This is a genomic window from Roseibium sp., from assembly GCF_025698965.1.
Taxonomy (GTDB): domain Bacteria; phylum Pseudomonadota; class Alphaproteobacteria; order Rhizobiales; family Stappiaceae; genus Roseibium.
In genome coordinates, this window is sequence record NZ_JAILWL010000107.1 from 1 (window position 1) to 15,099 (window position 15,099).

17 protein-coding genes and 1 pseudogene are annotated in these 15,099 nt (G+C 56.2%); 7 read left to right on the plus strand and 11 right to left on the minus strand.

The genetic code is table 11. The features are described from left to right. A pseudogene (locus tag K5905_RS10870) lies at positions 1-128 on the minus strand (PLP-dependent aminotransferase family protein); the annotation flags it as partial. 192 nt (positions 129-320) lie between these two features. Between K5905_RS10870 and moaB the strand changes: the two are divergent. Together moaB and K5905_RS10880 are read left to right on the plus strand one after the other, a co-directional pair. Beyond that, on the plus strand, positions 321-878 hold the full coding sequence (gene moaB / locus K5905_RS10875; protein ID WP_297583505.1) for a molybdenum cofactor biosynthesis protein B: 558 nt from the start codon (positions 321-323) through the stop codon (positions 876-878). A gap of 20 nt (positions 879-898) precedes the next feature. Then, a complete protein-coding gene (locus tag K5905_RS10880; protein ID WP_297583506.1) occupies positions 899-1,855 on the plus strand; it encodes a glutathione S-transferase C-terminal domain-containing protein in 957 nt (318 codons plus the stop codon). 35 nt (positions 1,856-1,890) lie between these two features. Here the strand turns inward: K5905_RS10880 and K5905_RS10885 are convergent, their stop codons facing one another. Together K5905_RS10885 and K5905_RS10890 are read right to left on the minus strand one after the other, a co-directional pair. Continuing rightward, the gene (locus K5905_RS10885) at positions 1,891-2,340 is read right to left on the minus strand and encodes a VOC family protein (RefSeq protein WP_297583507.1); all 450 of its coding nucleotides are present in this window, start codon (positions 2,338-2,340) and stop codon (positions 1,891-1,893) included. A 140-nt stretch (positions 2,341-2,480) separates the two neighbouring features. Then, positions 2,481-3,176 carry a glycosyltransferase gene (locus K5905_RS10890; protein WP_297583508.1) on the minus strand — a complete coding sequence of 232 codons (696 nt, stop codon included), beginning with the start codon at positions 3,174-3,176 and terminating at the stop codon, positions 2,481-2,483. 111 nt (positions 3,177-3,287) lie between these two features. Between K5905_RS10890 and K5905_RS10895 the strand changes: the two genes are divergently transcribed. From K5905_RS10895 to K5905_RS10905, 3 genes are read left to right on the plus strand one after another with little or no spacing between them, the layout of a single operon-like run. After that, positions 3,288-4,421, plus strand: a complete 1,134-nt coding sequence (locus K5905_RS10895; RefSeq protein WP_297583509.1) for a PA0069 family radical SAM protein — start codon at positions 3,288-3,290, stop codon at positions 4,419-4,421. A gap of 44 nt (positions 4,422-4,465) precedes the next feature. Continuing rightward, positions 4,466-5,116 (plus strand): ribonuclease HII, encoded by a 651-nt coding sequence (locus tag K5905_RS10900; RefSeq protein WP_297583511.1) that lies wholly within the window; start codon positions 4,466-4,468, stop codon positions 5,114-5,116. A gap of 27 nt (positions 5,117-5,143) precedes the next feature. Beyond that, a complete protein-coding gene (locus K5905_RS10905; protein ID WP_297583513.1) occupies positions 5,144-5,608 on the plus strand; it encodes an N-acetyltransferase in 465 nt (154 codons plus the stop codon). 169 nt (positions 5,609-5,777) lie between these two features. Here the strand turns inward: K5905_RS10905 and K5905_RS10910 are convergent, their stop codons facing one another. The 8 genes from K5905_RS10910 to K5905_RS10945 form a co-directional block, all read right to left on the minus strand. Beyond that, positions 5,778-6,257, minus strand: coding sequence for an ATP F0F1 synthase subunit B (locus K5905_RS10910; RefSeq protein WP_297583514.1), 480 nt, complete (start codon positions 6,255-6,257; stop codon positions 5,778-5,780). A gap of 10 nt (positions 6,258-6,267) precedes the next feature. Next, entirely contained in the window at positions 6,268-6,816 is a 549-nt protein-coding gene (locus K5905_RS10915; RefSeq protein ID WP_297583515.1) for a F0F1 ATP synthase subunit B, read from the minus strand. A 78-nt stretch (positions 6,817-6,894) separates the two neighbouring features. Beyond that, the gene (locus K5905_RS10920) at positions 6,895-7,122 is read right to left on the minus strand and encodes a F0F1 ATP synthase subunit C (RefSeq protein ID WP_008191441.1); all 228 of its coding nucleotides are present in this window, start codon (positions 7,120-7,122) and stop codon (positions 6,895-6,897) included. Positions 7,123-7,203: 81 nt separating this feature from the next. Next, the gene (locus tag K5905_RS10925; RefSeq protein ID WP_297583521.1) at positions 7,204-7,953 is read right to left on the minus strand and encodes a F0F1 ATP synthase subunit A; all 750 of its coding nucleotides are present in this window, start codon (positions 7,951-7,953) and stop codon (positions 7,204-7,206) included. Between the two features lie 54 nt (positions 7,954-8,007). After that, positions 8,008-8,397, minus strand: a complete 390-nt coding sequence (locus K5905_RS10930) for an AtpZ/AtpI family protein (RefSeq protein WP_297583523.1) — start codon at positions 8,395-8,397, stop codon at positions 8,008-8,010. 207 nt (positions 8,398-8,604) lie between these two features. Then, positions 8,605-12,063, minus strand: a complete 3,459-nt coding sequence (gene smc, locus K5905_RS10935; RefSeq protein WP_297583526.1) for a chromosome segregation protein SMC — start codon at positions 12,061-12,063, stop codon at positions 8,605-8,607. Between the two features lie 87 nt (positions 12,064-12,150). Next, complete coding sequence (locus K5905_RS10940; protein WP_297583529.1) at positions 12,151-12,786, minus strand: thioredoxin domain-containing protein; 636 nt, start codon at positions 12,784-12,786, stop codon at positions 12,151-12,153. Between the two features lie 210 nt (positions 12,787-12,996). Continuing rightward, positions 12,997-13,500 (minus strand): DUF721 domain-containing protein, encoded by a 504-nt coding sequence (locus K5905_RS10945; protein WP_297583532.1) that lies wholly within the window; start codon positions 13,498-13,500, stop codon positions 12,997-12,999. Positions 13,501-13,731: 231 nt separating this feature from the next. Here K5905_RS10945 and mutY point away from each other — a divergent pair, with 231 nt between their 5' ends. After that, positions 13,732-14,799: an A/G-specific adenine glycosylase gene (gene mutY, locus K5905_RS10950; RefSeq protein ID WP_297583535.1), complete on the plus strand. Its 1,068-nt coding sequence runs from the start codon at positions 13,732-13,734 to the stop codon at positions 14,797-14,799. A gap of 171 nt (positions 14,800-14,970) precedes the next feature. Continuing rightward, the coding region (locus K5905_RS10955; protein ID WP_297583537.1) for a LysR family transcriptional regulator at positions 14,971-15,099 on the plus strand (129 nt) is incomplete at its 3' end.

Genomic DNA, 15,099 nt, shown 5'->3' on the forward strand with positions numbered 1-15,099 from the left:
TCGGGATCCGGAATTCCGCCAGCAAACGAGATCACATCAGGCTGGTCCAGCAATTTCAACAATTCACGGATTTCAGACGCACGCATTCGCGACGCACGTTTGGCGTAAAGGCTTTCCCAAGTGGACATGACTGGCTCGTTCAAAGCTGGTTGGATAGATATTATTAAGTCAATAATACTGACCTATCTATATTGCAAGTGTCAAAATCTTGTTATTTTTTGTAATTTTATTTCAATCATTCTTTTCACAACGTCGTGTCGATCTAGTCGCTGGAATGATCGGTCTCCATCGCCTATGTGTTGGATACAAAGGAGATATCCATGTCGCGCATCGATGAAAGCCGCCCGTTCATCCCCCTCAATATTGCGATTCTGACCGTCTCCGACACCAGAACGCTGGCGGAGGATCGCTCGGGTAATACGTTGGCGGACCGGATCGAAAAGGCCGGCCATTTGCTCGCCGATCGCACTATCGTCACCGACGATGTTCCAGCCATACAGAAGATGGTCAGGTCCTGGATTTCTGATAAAGGCGTGGATGTCATCATATCCACCGGCGGTACCGGCTTTACCGGGCGGGACGTGACGCCGGAAGCGATGGAACCGCTGTTTGAAAAGAAGATGGACGGTTTCTCGGAAGTCTTCCATCGCATCTCCTATGACAAGATCGGCACATCGACCATCCAGTCGCGTGCAACAGGCGGCGTAGCGGGTGCTACCTATATTTTCGTGCTGCCGGGCTCGCCCGGTGCCTGCAAGGACGCGTGGGACGGCATCTTGAAATGGCAACTTGATTACCGGCACATGCCCTGCAATTTCGTGGAAATCATGCCGCGGCTTGACGAACATCTGAAGCGCGGCAAGTTGCGGGAAGCCTGACGCCTTCGAAGGAGAAACTCATGGGCCTGCTTGTCGATGGTGTCTGGAGACCCGATGCAACAGGAAGCGACATTTCCAGCGATCGCTATGAACGCTCCCGGGCGCAGATCCGGAACTGGGTAACCCGGGACGGCTCGGCGGGTCCAACCGGCACCGGAGGATTTGCAGCAGAGAACGGGCGTTATCACCTTTATGTTGCCTGGAATTGCCCTTGGGCACACCGAACGCTGTTGATGCGCGCGCTCAAGGGCCTGCAGGAGCAAATCCCGATTTCCGTGCTGGCACCCAAGCGGACAGAGGACGGCTGGGTGTTCGATCCATCAAACAACTATGTCGACACGCTTTCAGGCGCATCCGCGCTTTATGAGATCTATTCTGCCGGGACCGACAAATACACGGGGCGAGTGACAGTTCCGGTCCTCTGGGACACGCTTTCCAACAGGCTGGTGAGCAACGAGTCAGCGGACATCATCCGGATGTTCAATGGCGCTTTTCAGGAATTCGCCGAAACAAATACCGACTATTTTCCCGAACCACACCAAGACGATATCGAGAAGTGGAACAACTATATCTATCCGAAGCTGAATAACGGGGTTTACCGCGCGGGTTTTGCAGGTTCACAGACTGCTTATGACGACGCCGTCGAAGACGTGTTCGAGGCGCTGGACAGGATTGAGGCTGCCCTTGATACCAGAACATGGCTTCTGGGCGACGATCTGACCGAAGCCGACATCCGGCTGTTTCCGACTTTGGCCCGGTTTGACGTCGCCTATTGGAGCGCATTCAAGTGCAACAAACGCAGGCTGATCGACTATCCGAACCTTTGGGCCTACGCACGTCGCTTTCATGCACTTCCAGGCATTTCAGAAACTGTCAAGCTGGATATCTACCGACGCGGCTATCACTCCAAAAGCGCGGCTCGAAACCCGCACGGGATTGTACCGCTCGGACCTGAAGTGAATTTCGCAGTGTCTTAACTTCCCGTTGGCATCTGAAGGTTGGATTGTGCCCTTTATTCACCAACACCCCATTGAGCCAATTCAATCGTGATGCCTTCCGGACCGGTCACGAAATACAAAAGCCTGTCGTGAAATCCCTTGAGCTCACTGCGCACTTCCACGCCGCTGTTACGAAGCCGCTCGACCATCGCCTCAGCGTCATTCACCTTGAAGCAGATGTGATTATAACCTGTCTTGTCGAGCCGGTTGCAGAGAGGATCTTCGATAATTTGCGGATTGCGATAGTGCAGCAATTGAATTTCAAATCGCGGCGACAAACCCGGCACAACCAGTGTTACATGGTCGGCTTCGATGTTATCCACGCCCATATAATTTGAAAAGACTTCGCCTTTGATGACAGTTGTCTTGGCAGTTTCTTCCTCAAAGCCCAAAAGGTTGAAAAACACCCTGGCGGCATCAAGATCGCGAACTGCAATCGTGCAGTGATCGAAACTTTGAATCATCTTGGTCCCCCTCGTCAAAGGCACATAGGTAATTGCTACACTTGAGATTGAGACCTTGAGCAACTTCGCGTCAAGTTAGAATCTGTCGCTATTTGCAGGAGAGACGGGATCTGGATTGCCGGGTTCGCAGGCTCCCGCGTTCATCCGTGCAACTTGACAGCAACACTTGCCGGTATCCGCAATGCCCCAACACAAAAGCGGGCGAAGGCCTGCCGAATTCCGGAGATAACCCCGCTCTGTCCGCTCGTTCCGGAGGTCACGGCAGCGGCTCTCAGGAATACCATCCGACCACGGCCGATACGCTTGGCAATGTCGAGATCTTCCAGTTCCGGCAAGGGGCGATGACCGCCGAGTTTTTTATAAAACTGGCGCGTGATCAAAAGTCCCTGATTGCCATAGGGCATCCCGAGAAGCTGTGAGCGCAGCGCGGCGACCGATTCGCTGAATCTGGCGCTCACGCCAAATGCTTCATATCGAAGGCGAAAGCTCGCAGCCGTCCGTGAACCATTCGGTGCCCGCGCGGCCCTTTCAATGAAAGCCTGGGCTTCATGATGCCAACCGCCTTCGAGAAGGGTTTCCGGCCTAAGAAACAAAAGCCAGTCTCCACGTTTGGCAATCGAAGCACCATAGGCGAGGCGTTCACTGCGAGACGCGCCGTTGCGACTTGCCCAGACACACCCGGCAGCATCGGCAACGCGCTCCGTGTTGTCGGAGGACCCGCCATCGACGACGATGACTTCGCGAACAACACCTTCGGCAGCCGCTGGAACCAGAGCCGCGAGCGCATGCGCCAGATCGACCTCGGAGTTTTCTGTCGGAATTATGACACTGATCATGAGTTTCAGTTTTACATGATATTTTTTTGCAGTGCGAGAGAGAGGGCTTGTATAGGCGCCGGTTTCAGCTAATGTTCCTGTTATGTTCTCAATTGTAGCCGGAACACGTTCATGAGTGCCGTACCTCGCCTCCTCAAAGATCCCTCCACTGAGGATACGTCTTATTCGCAATCCCCGCGTCTGGCTGAGGAACGTCGACGCGGCCGGGGAGCTGCCTTGAACACATCCGGGCGGTTCGAACCCCTGTCCCGCGAGAGCTTCGACGATGGCTGGGACAGTCTGGACGACTTGCCGCCGCTAAAGACCCATGTTCAGGAAGAGCGTGCACGCACCATCATCACACGGAACGAGTCGCCTGACCTGTCTTTTGACCGGTCCATCAATCCTTATCGAGGATGTGAGCACGGCTGTATCTATTGTTTTGCCCGGCCAAGCCATGCCTTTATGGGTTTGTCGCCAGGTCTTGATTTCGAGACCCGTCTCTTTGCAAAGCCGAATGCCGCGCAGCTTCTGGAGCGAGAACTGTCCAAATCCGGATATACACCGCGCGTTATCGCCATAGGCACCAATACCGACCCCTACCAACCGCTGGAACGCGGCTACAAGCTGATGCGGGAAATCCTTGAGGTTCTGGACAATTGCTCTCATCCCGTGGCAATCGTCACCAAATCGGCGCTCGTTACCCGTGACATCGACATTCTGGCACGCATGGCAGAGCGCAATCTTGTAAAAGTCGCTCTCTCGATTACCACACTCGACAAGAAGCTGTGCCGGGCGATGGAACCCAGAGCGTCAGCCCCGCACAAGCGGCTCGCCGCCATCAGGTCCTTGTCCGACGCCGGCATCCCGACATCTGTGATGATGGCGCCGATCATACCGGCGCTGACGGACTGTGAAATCGAAAACATTCTGGAAGCTGCTGCAGATCATGGTGCGCAAGAAGTCGCCTTTGTCCTGCTGCGCCTGCCTTTGGAAGTGTCCGAACTTTTCCGCGACTGGTTGCTGCGAGAACGTCCGGACCGATACCGGCACGTCATGAACCTGATCCGCTCCATGCGGGGTGGCAAGGACTATGATGCTAAATGGGGCGAACGCATGCGTGGTCGCGGACCTTATGCAGAGCAGATCTCCAAACGGATCTCGCTGGCAGCCAAACGCTTCGGATTAAACTTGCGCCGAAAGAAACTGAACACGGAAAACTTCATTCAACCGCAAAAAGGCGGTGTGCAACTAAACCTCTTTTGAAGAAGGTTCTTGCAGCACGATTCGGCTGACGGCAGGTTACAGTCATGACTGTCAGCCTTTCATTGTTCGACCTACCGTTTCCCGACAGCCCGGATCCCGCCCTGGAACGCAAACACGCTGCCTCCTTCGACGGGTTGCTGTGCGGTGTTGACGAGGCCGGGCGCGGTCCGTGGGCCGGGCCGGTCGTCACGGCTGCCGTCATCCTCGACTATAAAAGGTTGCCAGTTGGGCTCGACGATTCCAAAAAGCTCACCGAGGCCAAACGGGAACAGCTATTTGAGGAAATCGTCACAAGCGCTCATGTATGTGCTGCCAGCGCCTCCCCCGCGACTATCGACCGGCTGAACATCCGAACGGCGACACTCACGGCCATGGTGCGTGCCGTGAACGGTCTCGCGTGCGTTCCAAACTATGTTCTGATTGACGGCCGGGATGTGCCACCTGGACTGAAGCAACCCGGTCAGGCCCTGGTCAAAGGCGACGGTCGCTGCCTATGCGTTGCCGCTGCATCCATTGTTGCGAAGGTCACCAGGGATCGCATGATGATTGAGTTGGAGAAACACGTTCCAGGCTACGGTCTGGCGCAGCACAAGGGCTACGGTGTTCCCCAGCATCAGGTGGCTTTGCAAAAACTCGGTCCGACCCCACATCATAGGATGTCATTCAAGCCAGTGCGGCTAGCGGCAGGGAACTAACGGGCTAAAAGACGGGAATGCCAGACCGTGACGCTGAGAATTCAAAGAGCGGAAAAGATACACGCCGCTGACCTGCTTGAGCTTCAGATACACGCCTATCAGAGCGAAGCGGAAATCTATCAGGACTGGACGATCGACCCACTCGTCGAAACGTTTGAGGAGATGTGCACCACATTCGATACGCACATTGTGCTCATGGCAAAAATGGGCGAGCAGCTTGCCGGCTCGGTGCGCGCCAGACTGCACGAAGGAGCCTGTGAAATCGGTCGGGTATTCGTTGCGCCGGACTTTCAGGGACGGGGGATCGGACGCTCTTTGATGGCGTCAATCGAGCGAGAATTCAAACACGCCACTCATTTTTCCCTGTTCACCGGAGGTGACAGTGAAAGGAACATTTCCTTTTACGAAAGGCTTGGCTATTCGATCACCGGCAGGAGACTGGCCAAGCAACAGATCGAACTGGTGATCATGCAAAAGGCAAATCCGCTGTGATTGTCAGGTTGGCTCGCTGACGGTTCAATTGTTGACCTGCCTGAGTTCGAGCAACAGCAGAGGTTTCAGTTCTCCTCCTCGCCAGCAAAACAAACGCTTGCTGAACACAATAAAAAAAGCGGCCTCGAAAGGCCGCTTTTCAAATCTTGGGAAATCTTCGGAACCGGTCTTAGTTCAAACGGTCTTTCACCTGAGCAATGCTCTTGGAAAGAATGTCATCTGCGACCTTGTCCTTGACCTTGGCGCTGAGGATCTGCTCGGCAGCAGAGACAGCAATATCGGCTGCCTTTGCGCGAACTTCCGCAATCGCCTGCGTCTCTGCCTGAGCGATCTTTTCTTCCGCAGCCTTGGAGCGGCGGGTGATCATCTCTTCCAGAGCCTGATTGGTTGCGGCCGTCAGGCGCTCAGCTTCCGCATTAGCCTCTGCGACGATGGCTTCAGCCTCGCCTTCCGCCTCGTGACGCTTGCGCTGATATTCCGACAACAGAGCCTGGGCTTCTTCACGCATCTTACGTGCTTCTTCCAGTTCCTTGCGGATGTTCTCAGCACGATCGTCCAGTGCGGAGCCCATCTTGGCCGGCACCTTGACGTAAGCGATCAGTGCAAGGAACAGGATGAGACCGACCAGGGCCCAAAATGTAGCGTCCATGATGGTCTCCTCAGTTCATCGCCGATTTCAGCGCCTTGGTCAGGTCGGTCTTGGTCGGAGCCTTACCGATCAGCTGCTCGACGAGAGCTGATGTGGTGTCTCCGGCAATGTCACCGATCTGGGACAGGGCTTCTGTCTTGATCCCGGCAATATGCGCTTCTGCCGCCTGCAGCTTTTCACCCAGTTCGGCTTCCGCTTTTTCGCGGCGAACTTCATGATCTGCCTTCAGCTTGGCCCGAGTGTCATGAGCAATGCCATGCGCCTTGTTCCGGGCTTCGGCCAGAGCCTGTTCATAGGCCGCGACAGCCGCATCGGTTTCTTCCTTCAGGCGGTTCGCCTCGGAAAGATCACCGGCAATGCGGTCTCTACGGTCTTCCAGGATACCGGCAATACGAGGCACCGCCACGTTCTTCATGATCCAGTAGAAGAAGCCAAAGGTAATGGCCAGCCACAGGATCTGAGAAGCATAGGTGTTCACGTCGAAGGGTGGGAACCCTGCGCCATGCTCTTCCGCCGGAATATGAACTTCCGTGTTCGTGTGTTCGGCGTTGCCTGCCATGTCCTATCTCCAAAATCCGATTGGGCGGCGGTAACGCCGCCCTCGGAGTCGCGTCAAAAATCTCTAGGGTTTAGAGAATTAGACAGCGAAGAGAAGGAGAAGAGCGATGAGCAGGGAGAAAATGCCCAGAGCTTCGGTAACGGCGAAGCCGAATACCAGACGACCGAACTGGCCGTCAGCTGCAGTCGGGTTGCGCAGAGCGCCGTTCAGGTAGTTACCGAAGATGGTGCCGAGTGCGATAGCTGCACCGCCCATGCCGAGGCATGCGATACCAGCGCCGATGTATTTTGCTGCTTCTGCTTCCATGACACGTGCTCCTAAGTAGTGTTTATGCAGATTTCAGATTAGATCAAGCGGCGGCTTGAACCGCCGCAAGAGCGGGAATGCTTAGTGTGACGGGTGAAGTGCGTCGTTCAGATACATGCAGGTCAGAACTGTGAAGACATAGGCCTGCAGGAAAGCGACAAGGAACTCCAGTGCGGTCAGTGCGACCGTCATACCGAGCGGAAGGATTGCACCGGCAGCACCCGCGACGCCGGCGGCGCCCATGCTGACGATAAAGCCGGCGAAAACTTTCAAAGTGATGTGACCTGCCAGCATGTTCGCGAACAGACGAACGGAAAGGCTGACCGGACGGGACAGGAAGGAAACTACCTCGATCGGGGCAACGATCAGCAGGAGGACCGGCGGCACGCCTGCAGGTGCGAAGAGGTGGAAGAACTTCAGTCCGTGACGCATCAGGCCGTAAATGGTCACAGTCAGAATGACCAGCATGGCGAGAGCGAAGGTAACGATGATATGGCTGGTAACCGTAAAGAAGTACGGGAACATGCCGAAGAGGTTTGCGACAAGCACAAACATGAAGAGCGAGAATACCAGTGGGAAAAAGCGCATGCCCTCGGTTCCCGCCGAACTTCGAAGCATTCCTGCCACGAACTCATATGCCATCTCGGAAATCGACTGCACCCGGCTCGGCACAAGGCCGCGTCCACTGGTAGAGAAGATCAGGAAGGCAGATGCCGCTGCTACGGTCAAAACCATAAACAGCGAAGAGTTGGTGAAAGAGAAATCCATACCCCCGACTTCAATCGGAAACAGTGTCTGGATTTGGAACTGATGGATCGGATCGTTCGCCACCGGTCAGCCTTCTTCGCTCAAATCATTTCAGGGCGCGTCGTGAAACGCGAAAACTCATTTTCGATCGTCGTCTTGCGTCTCGTCGCGTTTCATCCGTGCTTCAGGATGGGCAACCTCGCCCGCAGCCCTGAGCACGTTCAAAACACCCGCCGCAAATCCAATCAGCAGAAAGACGATCAACCCGAAAGGCGATGTCCCCAGCCAATGGTCGCAGATCCAGCCAACACCGCCTCCCACAACAATCCCCGCGATGAACTCAGAAGAGAGTTTCATTGCCTGGGCGTAGCCGGGAGCATCGCTTTTCTGGGATTTACGTTCAGCGTCTTCTGCCGCTCGCTGCCCCTCAAGCATCCGGTTTAGCCGATCTCGCCGTTCCGACAGATCCGCTTCGGAGGTTTCCTTGGATGGACCGTTTGTTTCGCCGTTTTGCGAAGAGCCACTCATGTTGTCCCCCGCACCCGTCAAGACTTTCGACCCGGCCCTTGGACACCCCCTTAAGCCGCGCGCACCATAGTCGGGGGTCCCTGCCCTGTCAAGAACACTAATAAATAAGATAAAATATTGAATTTAAAAGCAAATTACCCTCACAAGGCAATTTGACTGACCATAGTCTTACGCGAAAACCTGAAAGGAACGGTGTTCCATGCCCACTTAGCCGGTTTCGCGGAATCGTTCCGCCGTCTCCAGATCCACAGAAACCAGCTGGGAAACGCCGCGCTCGGCCATGGTAACGCCGAACAGCCGGTTCATACGTGCCATGGTGATCGGGTTGTGCGTAATGACGACAAACCGGGTTTCGGTGCTTGCAGCCATTTCATCCAGAAGATCGCAATAGCGTTCAACATTGGCATCGTCCAAAGGTGCATCGACTTCGTCGAGCACACAAATCGGTGCTGGGTTGGTCAAAAAGACAGCAAAAATCAAAGACATGGCAGTCAGCGCCTGCTCTCCACCCGACAACAATGTCATCGTCTGCGGCTTCTTGCCGGGCGGCCGCGCAATGATTTCAAGGCCGGCATCCAGCGGATCGTCTGAATCAACCAGTTGCAGCTCGGCCGTTCCTCCACCGAATAGATGCGTGAACAAACGCTGAAAATGGCCGTTGACCACCTCAAACGAGGCCAGCAAACGTTCGCGGGCCTCCCGGTTCAGGTTGGAAATTCCGGTTCGCAGACGGCGAATCGCTTCAATCAGGTCGTCCCGCTCCGAGGTCAGAGTGGTTTTCTGCTCGTCCACTTCGCGCAATTCTTCTTCGGCACGCAGGTTCACCCCACCAAGGCGTTCCCTCTCGGCCTTCAGGCGCTCCAGCTTGCGTTCCATCGCTTCAGGGTCCGGCAGCGGTGCGCCTTCCTTCAAGCCCGCGATTTCCGGCAGTGCGGCAACGGAGACCTCCAGATCCTCATCGATGCGGCGCTCCAGATTACCCTTACGCTCACGCGCGGCTTCCAGCCGTTCTTCGGCACGGATCTTTTGTTCCCGCGCCCCTGCCATTGCTTCGAGCGCCGCCTTGGCTGCCCGGTCGACGTCAGACAGATCCAGTTCGGCCTGTTGCAACTGATCGTCTTTGGCTTTCTTTTCTTCTTCCGCCTTGGCAATGGCAGAAAACAGATCGCGGCGTTTGATCTCGATATCCTCTGGAGCCTCGATCAATTCAGCTCGCTCTTCTTCGGCCTCGTCACGGCGCTCCGTAAGCACTGAAATCTGCTGGCTGGCATTGGCTGCACGGGTTTTCCAGCCGTCATATTCGCGAGCAATCGATTCCAACCGCCGATCACGCAGCTGCTGCTCTCGCGCATGTCCTTCGGACACGGCTCGCGCTTCCGCCAAAGCTCCGCGCGCGGTGCTGACTTGCTCCTGCAAATCCTGTATCTGATCCTGATAGCTGGTGCTGTCGGGGGCATCTTCGAGCCTTTGCTCGGCTTCCAATACCTGTTCCCGCGCCATTTCGGCTTCTTCGCCAAGACGTTCCGCCCGTTCCTGGGCAGCAGCCTTTTTTGCCGCAATCTGGGATATCGCACGTTCGGCGGCCTGCAGGGCTTCACGAGCTGCTGCAGCCCGGCGCTGACCGTCACGAACCTTACCGCGGGCAATCTGTTCCAGCTCGACCGCCTGTTGGACCCGCGTGGCTGCTGTCTCAAGTGCCTGCTGGCGATCTTCCACATCTCGCCGGGCCTTGTCGATTTCGTCCGCCAGTTCGGCCAACCGGTTTTTCTGCGCCAGTCTTTGTGCAGCAGGTGTCGGCGCATTTGCGGCAACCACAAATCCATCCCAGCGCCACAGATCACCCTCACGAGACACGAGCCTTTGCCCCGGTTTCAAGGCCTCGCGCAAAACCTGGCCCTGGCCTTGATCGACTACGCCGATTTGACGCAAGCGGCGGGAAAGTTCTTCCGGAGCAACCACGACCTCCGCCAGAGAGCGGACACCCTCCGGAAGGACCGGATCCAGATCGCCAGGCAGAACGTCGCCCCACTTGACGGCTGCCGCTTCGTCCAGCGACGCATCAAGGTCTTCTCCAAGAGCTGCACCCAGTGCTGTTTCATATCCCTGTTCAACCTGAAGCAGTTCGACGACCGGTGTGTGATCCTGCTCTGAATGAACGTTCAGAACCTGTTCCAGAGTACGCGCTTCGGTCTCGAAACCCTGCAGCACTTGCTGGGCTTCACTCAGCGGCTCACGGGCAGACTGTTCCTTGTCTCGGTATTCTCGGGTTGCCGCTTCAGCTTCTTCAACGGCGGCCTCCGCTTCAAGCAGCTCTTCTTCGGCCAGTTCCAGGGCTTCCCGATTTTCCGCTACACCGTCATGCTCGGCCATCTGCTCATTCAGGCTCGCGAGGGCCTGCTGCGCCTCCTGCGCCTGCGCGACCAGCCTGTCTGCCCTTTGGCGGCTTTCCAGGACGGCCCGCTCGAGCTGACGCCGCTCTGCGCTGGCACGTGCCTCCGCGGCGGTCACCTCAGAAAGACTGGTTTCCAGCGAACGGACGGCCTCTTCAGCTTCCGCCACTTTTTCACGGGCTGTCTCGGTGCGCTCCTGCACCATTTCATTTTCTTCAAGGAGTTCGGCGCGTTCATCCGCCAGCCGTTCCAGAACCTCGTCATTTTCCGAGACCATGCTCTGTTCGCGGCGAATGTCTTCTGAAAGCTGAACCAGCCGACGCTCCAGATCCTGTAGCCTTTCTTTCACGCGCCGCTCTTCCGCGTCCAGTTCGTTGCGGGCGATGATCAGACGCTGCAGCGCTGCGGCCGCTCTGACGGCATCATCCCTCAGTTCCGGCAACTTGTGCGCGGCAATCGCCTGAACCCTGGCGCTTTCCGCCTGCAGGGCGGTCGCCTCGTTCACCTGTTTCTGTGCGTCGGCGAAATGTTCTTCGGCGGCTGACAGGGCGTCACGCGATTCGGTCCAACGGATAAACAGGATGGACGCTTCCGCACCACGGATTTCAGAAGAAAGGTTCCGGTAACGCGAGGCCTGACGGGACTGCCGCTTCAGACTGTCGAGTTGACCGTCAATCTGAACCAGAACGTCTTCGAGGCGCTCGAGGTTCTGTTCGGCGGCGCGCAGGCGGATCTCCGCTTCGTGGCGACGGGAATGGAGACCGGAGATGCCAGCTGCCTCCTCCAGGATCTGGCGCCGGGATGTCGGCTTGGCTGCAATCAGTTCGCCAATCTGGCCCTGACGCACCATGGCCGGGGATCGCGCGCCGGTGGAAGCATCCGCAAACAAAAGCTGGACGTCGCGAGCACGCACATCCTTGGCGTTGATCTTGTAGTTGGAGCCCTGTTCCCGCTCGATCCGCCGACTGACTTCAAGCAGATCCGCATCATTGAATGCTGCCGGAGCAGTCCGGTCCTGGTTCTCCAGGAAAAGCATCACTTCGGCGGTGTTTCTGGCCGGACGATTGAGGCTTCCGGAAAAGATCACATCATCCATTCCGGAGGCGCGCATATTCTTGTAGGAATTTTCGCCCATCACCCAGCGCAGGGCTTCGACGAGATTGGACTTTCCGCAACCATTGGGACCGACAACACCGGTCAGGCCGTTGCCGATGATGAACTCCATCGGTTCGACAAAGGACTTGAAACCGGCAATGCGAAGCTTGGAAAATCTCATCGGCGCTCAACCTTCCGCGAGGCGAGCGCCGATTTTGAGCAAATGAACTCAAAGCGAACCGTATCGCCCAGCGGCGTTACCGCCGGATCACAGATTCTTCTCGATGATCTTACCCATTTCGTCAATCGACAGCGCTCCGGAGACCTTTTCGCCGTTGATGAAGAATGTCGGCGTCGAGTTCACTCCGAACTCGCCAACGCCGCGATCTTTCACTGCATTAACTGCGTCCAGAAGACCCTGGTTTGTCAAGCATTCCTCAAAGGACTCCTGTGTAAATCCGATCTGTTTTGAAAAGTCGAGCAGGGATTGGTACGGATTGTCGGTAAATGCCCAGTTCCGCTGCTGTTCGAACATGATGTCCACAATCTCGAAATATTTGTCGGCTGGTGCGCAACGGGCCAGCATAAAGGCGGCCGCAGCGACCGGATCCAGCGGGAACTCGCGGAATATGAACCTAACCTTACCGGTCTCGACATAGTCCTTTTTAAGGGCGGGCCAGGTGCTCTTGTGGAAATTTGCGCAATGGCCGCATGTCATGGACGCATATTCGACGATTGTAACCGGCGCGTTCTCGTCGCCAAGCACCTTGTCCCCAAGAGGACCGGGTTTCAGCAACTCTTCCGTGTCAACGGTTTGGGCGAATGCCGGAACAGAGGCAGCAACACCGAATGCTGCCGACGCCAGAGCGGTGGTTTTCAGAAACTGTCTGCGGGTCTGGGTCACGAAGATCGTCCTATCAATGATTTTACGCAGCACCGTAAAGTGCAAATTCTCTTGTTTCATGTGCCTCTTCCGGCACGACGCGTCAACAAGGCTTTTCAAATGTGGCAGGAGCGAGGACGTTACAAGTCCATGTTTCACAAACTTGTTATCGGGTATACACGCATCCGTCAGCGCATTCGGACAAAATCGATCGGAAATATCGCAACCGCTTCAGGCAGCTTGATCGGTGTTCTTTGCAATCACCTGGGCGCCTAGTTTTTTCAAGGCCTCCCGCAACCGCTCGTTCTGAACGCCTTCAAGACTTTCATCGAGCTTCTTTTCTTCCGACCGGGTCAGCGTTCGCAATTCCTTGCGCTGCACGGCCTGCTTCACCTGGACAGGCTTCTGCAGGATCTTGATGCGGCCGATTGCCGCCCAGCCGTAGAACATGTTGATGCGTTCGATCACCTGGCCACTGTCGTGCGACAGTATCAGCGCCGTGGCGCCGTCGGTATGAACCACTAAAGTGGCTGGCTGCGGTGGAGCATCAGGATCGGTCAGTTCCGGTTGGCGGGGCCAGATCAGCCGGTCGGGCTGAACGCGCGTTCCGTAGCGCTCTCCGACGATATCCGCCCAGGAGGCAACAATGTCGACAGAGGCAAATCCACGTTTCCGGCAGGCAGGCGTCATCGCCTTGCTGACAAGATCAGCAAGCGGCTTAGCCCCCTTCGGCACGTGCAAAGAGTTTGCCTTTACCGCACTAATGACCTACCTCCATTTCCAACCAGACAAATGTAACATGACCATGCCTGTTTTACGGATCGAAATGTTGTGTCCCAATAGAATGCGACAAAATAACGACGAATACTTCCGCGATACGATCCTCCCCGCTTTAATTACCGAAGTTGTCCCCAGGCTTTCCAGAGTCACCCACTTGGAATCAACCGCGTGAATTCACCTGATCACATGTCTTCTGCTTTCCTCGCCCAATCCCTTCTGGACTGGTACGACCGCCACGCGCGGCAACTTCCCTGGCGAGTCAGTCCGGAAAACAGGAAACTGGGCGAAGTCGCCGATCCCTACCGGATCTGGTTGTCGGAGGTCATGTTGCAACAGACAACCGTGGCGGCTGTGAAGGACTATTTTGAAAAATTCATTCAGGTCTGGCCGACGGTAGACGACCTGGCCGCCGCCGCCGAAGAAGATGTCATGAAAGCCTGGGCAGGTCTTGGTTACTATTCGCGGGCACGCAATTTGAAAAAATGTGCCGATATAGTCGCGAGAGACCATGACGGCCACTTTCCCGACAATGAAGAGGCACTCCTGAAACTGCCGGGTGTCGGTCCCTACACCGCTGCGGCAATCGCAACGATCGCATTCGACCGCCACGCTGCCGTTGTCGATGGCAACGTGGAACGTGTCCTGAGCAGACTGAAGCTGATTGAAACGCCCCTGCCGGAAGCCAAGCCTGCCATCAAGGCTGCGATGTCGGATCTTACCCCAGAGCAACGCCCCGGCGACTTCGCCCAGGCGGTTATGGATCTTGGCGCAACGATCTGTACGCCCAAACGTCCCGCATGCGCCCTTTGCCCATGGATGGAGAGTTGCGAGGGGCGTCATTCCGGTCTGGCGGAAACCTTGCCGCGCAAGGCTCCGAAAAAACAAAAGCCAACAAGGTACGGCGCGGCTTTCGTGGCCGTGGACAATGACACCGGCGCCGTCCTGCTTCGCCGCAGACCGCCCAAAGGTCTGCTGGGGGGGATGACGGAGGTTCCGGGAACGGAATGGGCGGAAACCTTCGACCCATCACATGCACTCGACCATGCACCATTTCCGGCCAACTGGCGGAAACGGACAGGTGAAGTGAAACACACTTTCACGCATTTTCACCTGAAACTCTCCATTTACCGTTCCGATCTGACGGCGACCTTGATTCCCGATCAGGCAGACGCATGGTGGTCCCCCCCGGATGTGGTTGAAGACGAGGCGTTGCCGACGGTGATGCGCAAGGCGTTGGCTGCCGCACTGGACTGATTTCAGGTTGCCGCTGCTCCTGCAGGTGCGCCTGACGCGTCGCTTCCAACAAGCTGTTTGCAAGAATGTTCAACATCTCGATCACCTCCTTGGATGACTCTAGATGCGCGCTGAATATTAGAGAAACGAGTAATATTGCTGATCATAATGAGTTTTGGTAATAATTGACTCATGCAACGCGATCTTGAAATTGATCTTCTTCGCTCCTTCGTCGCCGTGGCCGCATGCCGGAATTTCACGCAGGCAGCGCAGGTCGTTGGACGAAGCCAATCGGCCGTCAGTCTGCAGATCAAGCGTCTC